General features: G+C 67.5%; 16 protein-coding genes. 15 read left to right on the top strand and 1 reads right to left on the bottom strand.

Annotated elements, in window-relative coordinates; translation table 11 throughout:
- Positions 1-3: 3 nt before the first annotated feature.
- From WKF39_RS09705 to WKF39_RS09775, 15 genes are all read left to right on the top strand, one after another.
- Positions 4-936, top strand: a complete 933-nt coding sequence (locus WKF39_RS09705; RefSeq protein WP_340387797.1) for a NifU family protein — start codon at positions 4-6, stop codon at positions 934-936.
- Positions 937-1003: 67 nt separating this feature from the next.
- Positions 1004-1669 (top strand): DUF5947 family protein, encoded by a 666-nt coding sequence (locus WKF39_RS09710; RefSeq protein ID WP_340387799.1) that lies wholly within the window; start codon positions 1004-1006, stop codon positions 1667-1669.
- Complete coding sequence (locus WKF39_RS09715; protein WP_340387800.1) at positions 1666-2307, top strand: DUF6084 family protein; 642 nt, start codon at positions 1666-1668, stop codon at positions 2305-2307. Before WKF39_RS09710 ends, WKF39_RS09715 begins: the two co-directional genes overlap by 4 nt.
- Positions 2304-3725, top strand: a complete 1422-nt coding sequence (locus WKF39_RS09720; RefSeq protein WP_340387802.1) for a hypothetical protein — start codon at positions 2304-2306, stop codon at positions 3723-3725. Before WKF39_RS09715 ends, WKF39_RS09720 begins: the two co-directional genes overlap by 4 nt.
- Positions 3726-3867: 142 nt before the next feature.
- Positions 3868-4074 (top strand): hypothetical protein, encoded by a 207-nt coding sequence (locus tag WKF39_RS09725; RefSeq protein WP_340387804.1) that lies wholly within the window; start codon positions 3868-3870, stop codon positions 4072-4074.
- 1 nt (position 4075) lies between these two features.
- Positions 4076-4390 carry a hypothetical protein gene (locus WKF39_RS09730; RefSeq protein WP_340387806.1) on the top strand — a complete coding sequence of 105 codons (315 nt, stop codon included), beginning with the start codon at positions 4076-4078 and terminating at the stop codon, positions 4388-4390.
- Positions 4391-4413: 23 nt separating this feature from the next.
- Positions 4414-4881 carry a hydrogenase maturation protease gene (locus tag WKF39_RS09735; RefSeq protein WP_340387892.1) on the top strand — a complete coding sequence of 156 codons (468 nt, stop codon included), beginning with the start codon at positions 4414-4416 and terminating at the stop codon, positions 4879-4881.
- A gap of 2 nt (positions 4882-4883) precedes the next feature.
- Complete coding sequence (locus WKF39_RS09740; protein WP_340387807.1) at positions 4884-5159, top strand: HypC/HybG/HupF family hydrogenase formation chaperone; 276 nt, start codon at positions 4884-4886, stop codon at positions 5157-5159.
- A gap of 7 nt (positions 5160-5166) precedes the next feature.
- Positions 5167-5952 (top strand): DUF6390 family protein, encoded by a 786-nt coding sequence (locus tag WKF39_RS09745; protein WP_340387810.1) that lies wholly within the window; start codon positions 5167-5169, stop codon positions 5950-5952.
- A 15-nt stretch (positions 5953-5967) separates the two neighbouring features.
- On the top strand, positions 5968-7083 hold the full coding sequence (locus WKF39_RS09750; RefSeq protein WP_340387812.1) for an ABC transporter substrate-binding protein: 1116 nt from the start codon (positions 5968-5970) through the stop codon (positions 7081-7083).
- Positions 7049-8128 (top strand): iron ABC transporter permease, encoded by a 1080-nt coding sequence (locus WKF39_RS09755; RefSeq protein ID WP_340387814.1) that lies wholly within the window; start codon positions 7049-7051, stop codon positions 8126-8128. The genes WKF39_RS09750 and WKF39_RS09755 overlap by 35 nt, the downstream gene beginning before the upstream one ends.
- The gene (locus WKF39_RS09760) at positions 8121-8876 is read left to right on the top strand and encodes an ABC transporter ATP-binding protein (protein WP_340387816.1); all 756 of its coding nucleotides are present in this window, start codon (positions 8121-8123) and stop codon (positions 8874-8876) included. The genes WKF39_RS09755 and WKF39_RS09760 overlap by 8 nt, the downstream gene beginning before the upstream one ends.
- 235 nt (positions 8877-9111) lie before the next feature.
- Positions 9112-11700 (top strand): ATP-dependent chaperone ClpB, encoded by a 2589-nt coding sequence (gene clpB / locus WKF39_RS09765; protein ID WP_340387818.1) that lies wholly within the window; start codon positions 9112-9114, stop codon positions 11698-11700.
- Positions 11701-11733: 33 nt separating this feature from the next.
- Positions 11734-12579, top strand: coding sequence for a hypothetical protein (locus tag WKF39_RS09770; protein ID WP_340387820.1), 846 nt, complete (start codon positions 11734-11736; stop codon positions 12577-12579).
- Positions 12580-12673: 94 nt separating this feature from the next.
- Entirely contained in the window at positions 12674-14074 is a 1401-nt protein-coding gene (locus WKF39_RS09775) for an NAD(P)/FAD-dependent oxidoreductase (protein ID WP_340387822.1), read from the top strand.
- On the opposite strand, the gene WKF39_RS09780 is transcribed toward WKF39_RS09775, so the two are convergent.
- Positions 14071-14832, bottom strand: a complete 762-nt coding sequence (locus tag WKF39_RS09780; RefSeq protein WP_340387824.1) for a helical backbone metal receptor — start codon at positions 14830-14832, stop codon at positions 14071-14073. The two genes, WKF39_RS09775 and WKF39_RS09780, sit on opposite strands and share 4 nt — an antisense overlap.
- Positions 14833-14843: the final 11 nt, after the last annotated feature.

Here is a 14843-nt window from a genome sequence, read left to right on the forward strand (position 1 = left end):
GACATGACCCAGCCCGAGGTGCTCGACCATTCGCCCGATCTGAGCCTCACGGGTGAGCGGATCGACGCCCTGCTGACCGCCAGCGCCACCGGGGGGAGGATCGCCCAGGAGCGAGCTGAGGAGCTCGTCCGTCTGGTCACCGATCTCTACGGCTCGGGGCTCGAGCACATGATGGAGATCCTTTTCGAGCTGGGCCATCTCGATGACCGTACGCTCGCGAGCCTGGCCGGAGACGAGCTTGTCTCCGGGCTGCTGCTCGTCCACGGCCTGCATCCCTACGGGATCGAGCAGCGAGTCGAGGACGCGCTGGAAGGCGTGCGTCCCTATCTGGGCACGCACGGCGGCGATGTGGAGCTGCTGGAGATCACCGACGAGGGAGTCGTCCGTCTGCGCCTGCTCGGGAGCTGCGACGGGTGCCCGTCATCGTCAGTGACGCTCAGCCTCGCCGTCGAGGGCGCGATCGAGGCGGCCGCGCCTGAGGTGATCGGCATCGAGGTCGAGGATGCGTCGCCGGACTCCAAGGACACCGGCGGATTGATCTCGGTTGACTCACTCATGTCGCGGCTCCAGGTCGAGCCGCCGGGCGGAGCTGACTGGCACGTGCTGGCAGAGCTCTCGGCCCTGGCGGCAGGTGAAGTGACATCTGCAGAGGCGGGCGGGCTGTCCCTCCTGTTGTGCCGGATCGGCGAGGACCTCTATGCGTTCGTCGACCGGTGCGCCCGGTGCGAGTCGAGCCTGGCCGGATCTGCTCTGGCCCGCCGACTCGGCGGAGGACTCGGCGATGCCCTGCTCACCTGCCCGTCGTGCCAGGTGCACTACGACGTTCGCAAGGCGGGGGCCTGCGTTGACGTGCCGGAGCTGCATCTGAACCCGTTGCCTGTGCTCGCTGATGGCGGCACCGTCTCAGTGGCTGTGCCGGCGACCGAGGTCGCATGATGACCCCCCATCCAGGCCGGATACGCGCGTCCGTGGGATCTCATCCGCATGCTCGCGAGGACACCCCATGAGTGCGCCGGGTCGCGGTCCTTCCCCCCTCGCGACTCTGCGGCGCATATCGACGACCCGTCCCACGGTTGTTCCCGGCGAGCGGTGCGAGATGTGCGCGCGGCCGATCGCCGATCAGCACCAGCATGTCGTCGGGCTCGAGAACCGCAGCCTGATGTGCACGTGCCGGCCCTGCTACCTGCTGTTCAGCGACCAGTCAGCGCACCTGCGCTACAAGGCCGTGCCCGACCGCTACCTGAGCTTCCCGGACTTCGCCTTCGACCAGGCTGCGTGGGACGACCTGCAGATCCCGGTTGGGCTGACATTCCTGTTCCGCAACTCGGTCGAGGACCGGGTCGTGGCGTTCTATCCCAGCCCGGCCGGTGCGACGGAGTCCGAGCTGTCGATGGACTCCTGGGACCGGTTGATCTCCTCGAATCCTCAGCTGGACCTGGTGCTTCCCGATGTCGAGGCACTGTTGATCTATCGCAGCGACCATGGTCGCGGTGAGTTCCACTGTGTCCTGGTTCCGATCGACATCTGTTACGAGCTGGTCGGCACGATGCGTATGACCTGGCGAGGGTTCGACGGCGGCCAGGAGGCCCGGTCCGCGATGGATGAGTTCTTCACGATGGTCGAGTCCCGGAGCCGGCCAGCGCCGGCGGTGGGCCAGGACCAGCCATGAGCCACTACACGTTCAACGTCCTCGATGTGTTCGCCGAGCCCTACGCGGCGACGCCTCAGCTCACTGCGCGCCTGCGGATCGAGGAGAGCACAGGCACCGTCGTGCATGCGATCGCGTTGCGATGCCAAGTGCGCATCGATCCGCAGCGTCGCGGCTACGATGCCGACGAGGCCTCTGACCTGCGGTCGCTGTTCGGTTCACGCGAGCGCTGGTCGGACACGCTCCGGCCATTCCTCTGGATGCAGTGCAGCACCACGGTCCAAGGATTCAGCGGCGTCACAGAGGTGAACCTGCCGATGCCCTCGACGTACGACTTCGACGTCGTCGGATCACGCTACCTGCACGCGCTCGGCGAGGGCGCTGTGCCGTTGTCCTTCATGTTCTCCGGAGTGGTCTTCACCAAGGGGGCAAACGGCTTCGCCGTCGAGCAGGTGCCATGGGACTGCGACACCGGCTTTCAGATGCCGGTCTCGGTGTGGAAACAGATGATGGATCTCTACTACCCGGGCACGGGCTGGATGCGGGTCGACCACGATGTGGTGGCCGCAGTTGCCGACTATCGCGCCGAGCACGGACTCACGTCGTGGGACGAGACACTCACCCACTTGCTGGACGCTCGCAAGGAGGTCGCCTCATGAACCTCGACCTGGGTCGTGCCGTGGCCGACGCGGTGCTCTACGAGGGCTATCTCCTCTATCCCTACCGCGCCAGCTCCAGCAAGAACCAGGCGCGCTGGCAGTTCGGCGTCCTGAGCCCGCCGGACGCTGAGGCCGCCGGCATCGGTGAGTCGTCCTCGATGGCGATGCAGTGCCTGTTGTCTGGAGGCCTCGGCGACCGGACCTCGCTGGTGCTGCACCTGCGATTCCTCCAGCTGCAGCGCCGTCAGGTGCTTGACACCGCTGGTGAGCCCGTCGCGCGGGTCGTCGTCGGTGACACGACCTGGCTGAGCTGGGACGAGGCGGTCGACCACGAGGTCTCATTCACGGTGTCCGGTCGGGACCTCACGAACCGTGTGGCCCATCCGGTCGAGATCGCTGCGGGCGAGGACGTCGAGGCGCTCGTCGACGATGACGGCGCCCCGGCGGGAACCATGGTGCGCCGTCGCCGCCACATCCGGGCCGAGGTTCGTCTGGGCGTCGAGGACGTCGGCGGGCTGCACCGGCTCAGCGTCGAGGTCGAGAACCGGCATGTGGGGCCGACGATCGACAAGGACGACGCGATCGCCCACTCGTTCATCGGCACCCACCTCCTCATCGAGGCGCACGGGCCGACGTTCGTGTCCCTGCTCGAACCTCCCGATGCAGCGACTGGAGCGGTGGCCGGGTGCGTCCAACGGCGATGCTGGCCGGTGCTGGGCGGGGCGCCCGGCGACACCGATCTCCTGCTCGGCCTGCCGATCATCCTCTACGACTACCCCGAGATCGCCGAGCAGAGCACCGGAGCGTTGTTCGACTCCACCGAGATCGACGAGATCCTCACCCTTCGCGTCCTGACGATGACCGACGAGGAGAAGGCCGAGGCTCGGGCCACGGACCCCCGGGCGCGGGAGATCATCGACCGGTGCGAAGAGATGTCGCCGGAGTCGATGCAGCAGCTGCACGGCATCCTGCGTGATCCTGGCGCGCTCGATCCGATGGTCAGTCCGTCGATGGCCGAGCCGGACTGGCCGATGGCGACCGACGTACGCGACCTGGACGCCGCGACCTTCGACACCGGCGACACGCCGTGGTGGGATCCGGCGGCCGATGAGGCCGTGAGGCCGGAGTCCGACGTCGTGGTGATCGACGGTGTCAGTGTCGGCAAGGGGAGTCTCGTGCGGGTCCATCCGAACCGGCGAGCCGACGCGCAGGACATCTTCTTCGCCGATCAGGTCGCCCGGGTCACAGCGGTCCTGTCCGATGTCGATGGTGGAACCCACGTCGCGCTGGTGCTGGTGGACGACCCGGCCGCAGACATGCACGAGTGGTATGGCCGCTACTTCTACTTCGCCCCGGACGAGCTCGAGCCACTGCCGATCGAATTCACCCACCACGACAAAGAGGAGAGTCGCCCATGAGAACGGTAGGCATCATCACCACAGGCGTGGGGGCGCTGATCGTGCTCGCGGCGATCATCATCGCCGTCATGTCGATCCCTGACTTCCAGCGCTATCTCAAGATGCGCCGGATGTAACCGGTAGCGAGTGAAAGGAAGACATCATGACCGAGACGCCAGGAGAGCACCTGGACGAGGAGCCGCAGGCCGAACGCGGTCCGGAGGGCTCGCGCGACGAGGGTTCTGACGAGCCCGGTGGAGGTCCCGTCGATCGCCCTGCGGGCACGGCCGACGAAGACGACGACACCGGCATCAATCCCGACAAGTCCGATCATCCGGGAGCACCGGATCTGCAGAGCGGAGGCAACTGACATGACGACCAGCCCAGACCCGGACAATCCGGACACCGAGGGCAAGACCCTCCCTCCCTACGATGGGCGCAGGGAGGCCGCGGATCCGTCAGAGGTGAGCGGCACGACACCTGATGCCGGCACCGGAGGCGCCTCGGCGCCGACCGACGATCCGGAGCTCAAGTCGCCCGACCCGGACGAGACCGACGGTGGCGCGACGGGATCCCCGGCCGATGAGCAACCGGCCGAAGAAACACCCGACACCGACACCGGTGATTCGGACCCGACTGGTCCCGCGCACACACCCGGCACGGGCCGAGCAGAGGACCAGCCCTGAACGAGCGAATCCTGGTCGCCGGAATCGGCAACCTCTTCCTCAGCGACGACGGCTTCGGGCCAGAGGTCGCCCGCTTGTTGCTGTCCGACGACGAGTTGCCCGGCGCCGTCCAGGTGGTTGACTACGGCATCCGGGGCATGCACCTCGCGTACGACCTCCTGGACGGGTGCGCCGCACTCGTCATCGTCGATGCGATCCCCGGCGAGGGTTCGCCGGGGGACGTGGTCGTCCTGAGCGTCGGGCCTGACGATGTCGGCACGGGTGAGCTCGACGCCCATGGCATGGACCCGCTGGCGGTGCTCGGATGCCTCCGCGCGCTCGGAGGCACGCTGCCACCCACCTACGTCGTCGGCTGTCGGCCGGCCGGCGTCGACGAGGGCATCGGCCTGAGTCCGCCGGTCGCGGCCGCTGTGCCGGTCGCGGCGCAGGCCGTGGCCCGAGTCATCAATGAACGCATCCTGGCAACCTCGAGCCCGATGAGCGAGGCCTGATCATGTGTCTGGGGATCCCCGGCAGGATTGTCGAGATCGTGGACGGCTTCGCCGATCAGCTGGCCCTGGTCGACGTCGAAGGAGCCCAGCGCAAGATCAACATCGGCATGCTGGAGGAGCTGCCAGTGCCAGGTGACTGGATCCTCATCCACATGGGCTTCGCGCTGGAGCTGATCGACAGTGCTAAAGCCGAGGAGGCCATCTCCGGGCTGGAGATGATGGGCCAAGCACGCGACGATCCTGCCCCCGACTCCGAAGCGACGGTGCGAGGTGCCTGAAGCTCCGATGACCCTTGCCCGCCCGGCGACCGGGCCGGTGCTGTTTGCGCGCTACGCCTTCCCGCCGAACTCCCACGGCTACTGCGGCCCGTCGGACCACGGTGCCTTCTTCGAGCACGGGGCCACCGGAGAGGACGACCGAGGTCTGCGGGCCCTGTCCCAACAGTTCGCAGGCGCCTGGCCCTACCTCGAGCTGATCGCTGCCTCAATCGGTCTTGACGACCCGCTGGATCGCCGGGTGGTCGACGCGTACTGGGTCGGGAGCCCTGAACTGGACCGGGTCAGCGCTCAGGCTGTCGGCAACTCGATGGAGTCCCGCTTCCGGGCCATGACCGGTTCGAAGTTCTTCACCCTCAGCGAGAGCATCAACGCCGGCGGGGTGCCGCACCACAGCTTCGCGGTCTTCTGCATCTATCCGTGGACCGGGCTGTTGAGCGACGGCCGCAAGGCCGAGCACGCACTGACCGTCCTCGATCAGTGCCGGATCCGCTGGGGGAAGGTGCTGGTGGTCCAAGGGGATCAGGTCGTGGTCGAGTCGACCCCACTGTCCTGGGACGGCCACGTGCTGGGGTTCGGGGAGCGGACCACCGAGACCGTCGTGCGATCGGTCAACGGCGTCAGCATGATGGACGACCTCGCCCCCGGCGACTGGGTGTCGATGCACTGGGAATGGGTCTGCGACAAGCTCACCGAACGCCAGGTCAGATACCTGCGCGACTTCACCGTCAAGCACATGCGCATCGTCAACGAAGGCAACTTGCACTCCGGTCCTGCCGAATTTCTCGGCACCTGACGAAAGCAGGACGTTATGGTCGACAACTCGCCGCTGATCATCCCTCGGCGCACCCTCCTGAAGGGCGGGGCCGCGCTCGGTGGTGCCATGCTCCTGTCCGCGTGCGGAGACAGCGCGCCGAAGTCCGCCGGGAAGAGCATCACCCTCAAGGACCAGCGTGGGACTGTGCTGACGTTCGATGGGCCGGTCAAGCGCATCGTGACCTTGCCGATGCCGGCCGCTTCCATCATGATCGCGGTCGACCGCAGCGCCGCACGCCTCGCGGGCGTGCATGACGCGTCGTGGGCTGCAGCGAATCAGAGCATCCTGGGCACGATGTTTCCTCGCGTGCTCAAGGTCCCCCATGACATCGGCACGCAGGAGTTCGCCCCGAACGTCGAGGGAATTTTGGCCCTCGACCCTGATGTCGTCGTCCAGTGGGCCAATCAGGGTGATGAGATCATCCAGCCGCTTGAGAATGCCGGTCTGCCGGTTCTGGGTGTCAACTACGGCAAGCTGGAGGACGTCGGCAGCTGGTTCCGCATGTTCTCCACCGTGCTGGGGCGCCCAGAGCGCGGCCGAGCCATGGCCACTCGTCTCGACTCGGACCGCGCGGCCGTCGCGGCGGTGGCGGCCAAGCGGACCGGGCGGGCGCCGAGGGTGCTGTACTTCAACCGATTTTCCGAGAGCCTGACGGTGCAGGGTGCCGGTACGTTCAACGAGGACTACGTACGTCTCATCGGCGCCGAGAATGTCTCGTCCGAGGTCAAGGGGCTGGTCGAGGTGGACCTCGAGCAGGTGCTGGACTGGGATCCCGACGTCATCGTCCTCGGCAATTTCGATGAGGCCATGCCGGACGACGTCTACGGAGACCGCCGGTGGCGTGACGTCGCCGCGGTCAGGGCGCGACGTGTCTATCGGGCACCGCTGGGTGGATATCGGTGGGATCCGCCGAGCCACGAGTCACCCCTGATGTGGACCTGGCTCGCGCAGATCGCGTTCCCGGACGGTACCGACGGGGGGCTGCGCGACAAGATCGTGGCGGACTACCGGTACTTCTACGACCACACACCCACACAGTCCGAGATCGACACCATGCTGTGGACGGAGGCGAACGGTGCCTCCGCCGACTACGACCAGTTCTCAGCTTGAGGACATCACCGAGGGATCCGGCGCCGCACCTGGGCGGGTGGGTGGACCGCTCTCGATCCTCGCCGCGGCGGTGGTGCTCGCGGTGACGATCATGGTGGCGGTCTCCCTCGGTCGCTACACCGTGCCGCCGTCCCACGTCTTGCAGATCTTGGCGTCCGGGTTGCTCCCCGAGGGCGGTGTCAGCGGCACCGAGCGAACCGTCGTGGAGCTCGTTCGCCTCCCGCGAGTGCTGCTCGCCGTCCTGGTCGGGGGTGGTCTGGGCGTCGCCGGCGCGGCTCTGCAGGCGACTTTCCGCAACCCGCTGGTGAGCCCGGACATCATCGGGGTCTCATCGGGGGCGTCGTTCGGCGGCGCCATCGCCTTGCTCTTCGGCCTCGGAACGGTGTTCTTGGTCGGCGGTGCCTTCGTATTCGGCCTCCTCGCCCTCGTCCTGCTCTTCGCCCTGACAGCGGGCCGGGCCTCCTCGATGCTGATGGTGGTGCTCGGCGGCGTCGTGCTCGGGTCGTTCTTCGCCGCACTGGTCGGGCTCGCCCAGTACTTTGCCGACCCGTACTCCTCGTTGCCGGCCATCGTCTTCTGGCTGCTGGGCAGCCTCGCAACCGCCACCTGGGCGAAGGTCGCCGTGGCCGTCGTGCCGATCCTGCTGGGCACGGCCGTCGTGCTCCTGCTGAGGTGGCGCCTCAACGTGCTCTCCCTCGGTGACGACGAGGCGTCCTCGCTCGGCATCCGCCCGAGCAGGTTGCGCTGGGTGTTCCTGTTGGCCTGCGCGCTCATCGTGGCCGGCGCCGTGGCGGTGAGCGGCGCGGTCGGGTGGGTCGGACTGGTGATCCCTCATCTCGCGCGAATGTGGGTGGGCCCTGATCATCGCGTGCTGCTCCCGGTGAGCTTCCTGCTCGGTGCGACATACCTCATCGTGATCGACACGATCGCCCGGACGCTGACCGCTGGCGAGATCCCACTCGGGGTGCTCACGGCACTTGTCGGCGCACCGGTGTTCTTCGTGCTGCTGCGGCGCAATCGCGACAGGATCTGGGACCATGCTTGAGCTCGATGACATCGGCTTCTGCTATCCGGAGTCGGGTTGGGTCTTCCGACACGTCAGTCTCAAGGTGCCGGCCGGGGCGGTCACGGCAGTCCTGGGGCCCAACGGCCGAGGCAAGACGACTCTCGTGAGATGTGCAGCCGGGCTGATGAAGCCGCAGGAGGGTGCGGTCTCATACGACGGCGCGGTGGGATTCGTGCCGCAGGCGCGCGGCGGGGCCTTCGCCTATCGCGCACTCGACATGGTTGTGATGGGCCGGGTCCGTCAGGTCCGGCTGTTCGGCACACCGACGCGTGATGACCGGGTCGCTGCTCTGGATGCCATGGAGCGCATCGGCGTGGGCCACCTCGCGAATCGCCAGTTCCCCACGCTGAGCGGCGGGGAGCAGCAACTGGTGCTCATCGCCCGGGCAATCGCCTCGCAGTCACCCGTGCTGGTGCTCGATGAGCCGACGACCGGCCTGGACCTGCACAATCAGGCCCAGATCCTTTCGCTCCTGCGCAAGCTGGTCGCTGATGGCATGGGGGTTCTGCTCACCACCCATCACCCCGACCATGCGCTCTATCTCGCGGACTTCGTCGTGTTGATGGATGGCCCGGACGACGTACGCAGCGGGCCTACGGCGGCGATGCTGACCGACGAGGCCCTCACCCGGCTCTACGGCATCGACGTACAGACCGTGACATATGAGCAGAACGGTGGCGGAGCGCGGAGGGCGATCGTCACCCGGTACGGCGACGAGCTCGACTGACCCAAGCGGCGCGGTTTACCACGGTCCCTAGGCAAGAGTCGTCTGCCCGAGGGAGATCTCCCTCGGGCGGACGACCTTTGCCTCGGGCGGACGGCGGAACCCAACGGCTTCCTGCGGGCGGACGACGTTTGCCTAGGGACCGTGGTAAACCACTGAGAGGGGAGGTTGATAGGAATGGACTCAACTTTGGGATTGTTGACATACCTGACGATCCTCTCGACCCCAGGAGACCCCTATGGACCTTGCGAAGTTCACGACGCGTAGTCAGCAGGCTCTGGGCAGCGCCATCTCGGCCGCCGCCGCTGCGGGCAACCCTGCCGTCGAGCCGGCCCACCTCCTGGCCAGCCTCCTCGGCCAGGACGGCGGCACCGCCGCACCGCTGCTCGAAGCCGCTGGAGTCGACGCCCGGTCGGTACGCACCGAGCTGAAGTCGGTGCTCGAGGCCCTGCCGTCAGCCAGTGGCGCCAGCGTGCAGAACCCGGGACTGTCCCGCTCGAGCCACGAGGTGCTCCAGCGCGCCCAGGACCTCGCCGACACCGGCGGTGATGACTTCGTGTCGACCGAGCACCTGACCGTTGGCATCGCGACCGTGGAGTCGAGTGCCAAGAAGCTCCTCACGGATGCAGGCGCGACCGCCGAGTCGCTCCGCGCCGCTTTTGCCGCGGTCCGTGGGACCGCTCGCGTGACGAGCCCGGACTCCGAGGACACCTACCAGTCCCTGCAGAAGTATGGCGTCGATCTCACCGAGGTGGCTCGTGACGGCAAGCTCGATCCCGTCATCGGTCGCGACAGCGAGATCCGCCGGGTGATCCAGGTGCTCTCGCGGCGTACGAAGAACAATCCCGTGCTGATCGGTGAGCCCGGCGTCGGCAAGACCGCCGTCGTCGAGGGTCTTGCCCAGCGGATTGTCGCGGGCGACGTGCCGGAGTCCCTGCGCGGTCGCCGGCTCATCTCGCTCGACCTCGCGGCCATGGTCGCGGGTGCGAAGTATCGCGGCGAGTTCGAGGAGCGGCTCAAGGCCGTCCTGACCGAGATCAAGGAGTCCGACGGCCAGGTCATCACCTTCATCGACGAGCTGCACACCGTGGTGGGGGCAGGCGCCGGAGGCGACAGCGCCATGGACGCCGGCAACATGCTCAAGCCCATGCTGGCGCGTGGCGAGCTGCGGATGATCGGTGCGACGACTCTGGATGAGTACCGGGAGCGGATCGAGAAGGATCCGGCCTTGGAGCGCCGGTTCCAGCAGGTGTTCGTCGGTGAACCGACCCCGGAGGACACCATCGCGATCCTGCGCGGGCTCAAGGAGCGCTACGAGGCCCACCACAAGGTGTCGATCTCGGATGCCGCGCTGGTGGCAGCGGCCACCCTCTCGGACCGCTACATCCCCGGTCGTCAGCTGCCTGACAAGGCGATCGACCTGATCGATGAGGCCAGCAGCCGCCTCCGCATGGAGATCGACTCCAGCCCCATCGAGATCGACGAGCTCCGCCGCGCCGTCGACCGGCTCCACATGGAGGAGCTGCACCTCGCAAAGGAGGCCGACGCTGCCAGTCGCGATCGTCTCGCCAAGCTCCGCATCGAGCTCGCCGACAAGCAGGAGGCCCTGCGTGCCCTCGAGTCCCGGTGGGAGCGTGAGAAGCAGGCTCTCAACGCAGTCGGCGAGATCAAGGAGCGGATCGACGAGGTGCGGAGCACCGCCGAACGGGCACAGCGTGATGGCGACATGGAGACCGCGAGCCGGCTGCTGTATGCCGAGATCCCCACGCTGGAGACCCAGCTCGAGCAGGCCCAGGCCGCCGAGGCGGCCCAAGAGGGTGACTCGATGGTCCACGAGGAGGTCGGTGCCGACGATGTCGCCGAGGTCGTCGCGGCCTGGACCGGCATCCCCACGGGCCGGCTGCTCGAGGGGGAGACCGGCAAGCTCCTGCGCATGGAGGATGAGCTCGGCAAACGGCTGATCGGACAACGGACCGCGGTCACGGCCGTCTCCGATGCCGTACGCCGCTCGCGGGCCGGCATCGCAGACCCGGACCGGCCGACCGGCTCGTTCCTGTTCCTCGGCCCGACCGGCGTCGGCAAGACCGAGCTCGCCAAGACGCTGGCTGAGTTCTTGTTCGACGACGAACGGGCCATCGTCCGCATCGACATGAGTGAGTACTCCGAGAAGCACTCGGTCAGTCGGCTCGTCGGAGCGCCTCCGGGATATGTCGGCTATGACGAGGGCGGTCAGCTCACCGAGGCCGTCCGACGGCGCCCCTACTCGGTGGTCCTGCTCGACGAGGTCGAAAAGGCGCATCCGGAGGTCTTCGACATCCTCCTGCAGGTGCTCGACGACGGGCGACTCACCGACGGCCAGGGGCGTACGGTCGACTTCCGCAACGCCATCTTGATCCTCACGTCGAATCTCGGCTCGGTCTATCTCAGCGATCCGACGCTCGACGACTCAGCCAAGCGGGAGGCCGTCCTGGAGGTCGTGAAGGCCTCGTTCAAGCCCGAGTTCCTCAATCGCCTCGACGAGATCGTGATGTTCGATGCTCTTGGCACCGACGAGCTGGCGCACATCGTGGATCTGCAGGTGGCGGCGCTCGCCAAGCGGTTGGCGGCCCGCCGCATCGCGCTCGACGTCACCCCCGCCGCGCGTGAGTGGCTCGCGCTCACGGGCTGGGACCCGGCCTATGGCGCACGTCCGCTGCGCCGACTCGTGCAGCAAGCGATCGGCGACCGGCTCGCGCGGTCCCTGCTGGGTGGCGAGATCCGAGATGGCGACACGGTTGTCGTGGACCGGGAAGCTGGCGCCGACGAGCTGACGGTCAAGGCGGCCTGACCCGTCCCAGGGGCTTCGTGGTGAGATTGGGGCATGGTCGAGAAGCGCTCCGAACGTCCGCCGAGATTGGTGATGACGTGCGCATACCTCGCGCTGATCGGCGCCTTCCAGGTCATCCAGGCCGTCGTCATCCTGACCAACTGGTACTCCGAGAGCGCTGAGAAGCAGGTCAAGCAATTCACCGACCCGCTCGTCGAAGGGGGTCTCAACCGCGGCGATGCGGAGACGACCTTCCGGATCTATCTCGCGATCCTCGCGATCCTCGGCGGGGGAGTCGCGGTCTTCGCGATCTACACGGCGCTCGGGCACGTGGCGAGCCGCATCCTGCTCACGATCACGGCCCCGCTGATGGCGCTCGTGGGCTGGGGCCTGGGTTCTTTCCTCGCGGTCGTCCTCAGTGTCGTGACGGTCTCGTGCGTCATCCAGCTCTGGACCGCGGACGTGCGTCAATGGTTCGCGCTGCTCAGTGGCAAGCCGCTGCCGGCACCCGTGGTGACCGCTCCTCCGGCGCCCTCAACACCGGTCGGCCAGGTCGGCCCGGTCGGCCAGCCCCCGGTTGCGCACCACATGGTCGGCCAGCCCCCCGCCCCGAGGACGACGGATGTCCCCAAGATCCTCGCGATCGTCACGCTGAGCATCTCGTCGATGGTCGCGCTCGGTTGCGGCATCTACCTCATGATGTACGAGCTCGCGCTCGACCGGCTGGTGCAACAGCAGCTGGACTCGGAGATGAACTGGATGGATCTCACCGAGGCTGAGATCCGTGACAGCTACGACCAGCTCGCGATCCTCTCGTGGGTCGTCCTGCCCCTCAGCCTCGTTGCGGTGGGCGTCTCGTCGATCCTGCTCCTGCGTCGGCGTCGTCACGACGGCAGGTAGCCGATCGGGTCATGCGCGCGAGTCGTACGTAAGAGTGGTCACAGCGGTCGCCCGCGGTGTGCATCGCACCCGCGACGGTCGATAGACTGAGGGCATGCCTGAAAGCGCCGTCTCCGGTCAAAAACGCCCCCATGTCGTCGTCGTTGGCGGCGGATTCGGAGGCATTGCCGCCGTCCGCAAGCTCAAGCGCGCCGACGTCGATGTGACGCTGATCGACCGGCACACCTACAACACGTTCCAGCCGCTCCTCTACCAGGTTGCGACCGCGAGCCTCAACCCCGGCGACATCACCTGGTTCCTTCGCGCGATCCGTGCCAAGCAGAGCAACGTGCGCTTCCTCAAGGGCCTGGTCGTGTCGATGGATCACGAGGCACAGACGCTCAAGCTCGACGGCGGTGTCGAGGTCAAGTACGACCACCTCGTGATCGCCGTGGGCGTGACGGCCAACTACTTCGGCATTCCCGGCGCTGAGCAGTTCGCGATGCCGCTCTATCGCCGCTCGCAGGCGCTGGCCGTGCGCGACCGGATGTTCGCGAGCCTGGAGGATGCCGCGGTCAACGGCCAGGACCGCGACCTGCGGATCATCGTCGTGGGCGGCGGAGCCACCGGTGTGGAGACCGCTGGCGCGTTCGCCGAGCTGCGCAACAACGACATGCCCGTCACCTATCCCGAGCTCGACCGCAACCGCGTGCACATCACGCTGATCGAGATGCTGCCGCACGTACTCGGCCCGTTCCATCCCAAGCTGCGCGACTATGCGCGCAAGTCACTCGAGAAGCGCGACGTCGACCTGCGGCTCGGCACTGCGGTCAAGGAGGTCCGGGAGGACGGCGTGCTCGTCGAGCACGACGGCGTCGAGGAGTTCCTTCTGGCCGGCATCGTCGTGTGGGCCAGCGGCATCACGGCCCACCCCACGGTCCAGGACTGGGCGGTGCCCCAGGGGCGCGGAGGGCGCATCGAGACCGACGAGCACCTGCGGGTCAAGGGTGTCGACAATGTCTACGCGATCGGCGACGTCTCGGTCAGTCCCGATGAGCCGCTGCCTCAGCTTGCGCAGCCGGCGATCCAGGGTGGCAAGCACGTGGCCAAGGTCATCCGGGCCGAGCTCGATGGCAAGAAGACCGTCAAGCCGTTCAGCTACAAGGACAAGGGCACGATGGCGACCATCGGCCGCTCGTCGGCGGTCGCAGAGATCAAGTTCCTCCCGCGCCTGACCGGCTTCCCGGCATGGGTCATCTGGGTCGGCCTGCACGTCGCGACGCTGTTGGGCAACCGCAACCGGTTCGCGACGATGATCAACCTGACCGCCAAGTACCTCGTGTGGGGCAGCCACAACGCGATCGTCGGGGAGACCCCGCCGGTCGTCGCGCTCAAGCCGGTCACGGTCGAGGCGCGTTCGCCGCGCAAGGCGGTGTCGCGCGCGGCTGCTCGCAAGGCCGCCGAGGCAGACGCGGCCGAAGGCCTCGAGACGATCAGGCAGGACCCCCGGAGCTAGCGCAGCGCGGCCTCCAGCTCGGCGCGAGCGGTGAGCATCGAGGGGCCATACCAGGTGAGAGATCGTCCCGACACGAGTGTCGTGGGCGTACGGGCGAAGGCCTCGGGCCCGTCGTCCGGCGTGAAGACGTAGGGCTCGTCTGGCAGCAGCACGAGATCCACGCCCGCGGCGTCGATGTCGGTCAGCTCGACGCGCGGGTAGCGGTCATGGCTGGCGCCGAATGCGTTGACCAGGCCGAGCCGGTCGATCATGTCGCCTGTGAACGTCTGGGATCCGACGACCATCCAAGGATCGCGCCATATCGCGATGGCGACGCGCCGCCCCGAGTGCGGGGCGGGGGCGGCCCACACGTTGCGGGCTTGACCGAGCCACGCCGGCTCATCCCAGCCGAGTCCGGCGGTGAACATCCGGGCCATCGACGTGAATGCCTCATCGACGGTCTCGATCACCGTGACCCACACGGCGATCCCGTCGTCACGGAGCCGGCGGATGTCGAGCTCGCGATTTTCCTCGCGGTTGGCCAGCACGAGGTCGGGCCGTAGTGCCGCGATGGCCGAGCGGTCCGGATTCTTGGTGCCGCGCACGCGCGGGACCTCGAGGCCGGCGGGGTGGGAGCACCACTCGGTCGCGCCGACCAAGGCATCTGGGCGGGTCGCGGCGACCGCCTCGGTGAGTGAGGGCACGAGCGACACGACCCGGCAGGCGGGACGGCCGAGATCGACCGGGTGGCCGAGGTCGTCCGTTGTCGAGGCGCTCATGCCCTCACCCT

The sequence above is a fragment of the Aeromicrobium sp. genome (assembly GCF_037719875.1).
GTDB lineage: Bacteria > Actinomycetota > Actinomycetes > Propionibacteriales > Nocardioidaceae > Aeromicrobium.

Bases quoted from the DNA above. Each gene is read 5' to 3' on its own strand.
- WKF39_RS09705 (WP_340387797.1), top strand. From the start codon at position 4: ATGACCCAGCCCGAGGTGCTCGACCATTCGCCCGATCTGAGCCTCACG.
- WKF39_RS09710 (WP_340387799.1), top strand. From the start codon at position 1,004: ATGAGTGCGCCGGGTCGCGGTCCTTCCCCCCTCGCGACTCTGCGGCGC.
- WKF39_RS09715 (WP_340387800.1), top strand. From the start codon at position 1,666: ATGAGCCACTACACGTTCAACGTCCTCGATGTGTTCGCCGAGCCCTAC.
- WKF39_RS09720 (WP_340387802.1), top strand. From the start codon at position 2,304: ATGAACCTCGACCTGGGTCGTGCCGTGGCCGACGCGGTGCTCTACGAG.
- WKF39_RS09725 (WP_340387804.1), top strand. From the start codon at position 3,868: ATGACCGAGACGCCAGGAGAGCACCTGGACGAGGAGCCGCAGGCCGAA.
- WKF39_RS09730 (WP_340387806.1), top strand. From the start codon at position 4,076: ATGACGACCAGCCCAGACCCGGACAATCCGGACACCGAGGGCAAGACC.
- WKF39_RS09740 (WP_340387807.1), top strand. From the start codon at position 4,884: ATGTGTCTGGGGATCCCCGGCAGGATTGTCGAGATCGTGGACGGCTTC.
- WKF39_RS09745 (WP_340387810.1), top strand. From the start codon at position 5,167: ATGACCCTTGCCCGCCCGGCGACCGGGCCGGTGCTGTTTGCGCGCTAC.
- WKF39_RS09750 (WP_340387812.1), top strand. From the start codon at position 5,968: ATGGTCGACAACTCGCCGCTGATCATCCCTCGGCGCACCCTCCTGAAG.
- WKF39_RS09760 (WP_340387816.1), top strand. From the start codon at position 8,121: ATGCTTGAGCTCGATGACATCGGCTTCTGCTATCCGGAGTCGGGTTGG.
- clpB (WP_340387818.1), top strand. From the start codon at position 9,112: ATGGACCTTGCGAAGTTCACGACGCGTAGTCAGCAGGCTCTGGGCAGC.
- WKF39_RS09770 (WP_340387820.1), top strand. From the start codon at position 11,734: ATGGTCGAGAAGCGCTCCGAACGTCCGCCGAGATTGGTGATGACGTGC.
- WKF39_RS09775 (WP_340387822.1), top strand. From the start codon at position 12,674: ATGCCTGAAAGCGCCGTCTCCGGTCAAAAACGCCCCCATGTCGTCGTC.
- WKF39_RS09780 (WP_340387824.1), bottom strand. From the start codon at position 14,832: ATGAGCGCCTCGACAACGGACGACCTCGGCCACCCGGTCGATCTCGGC.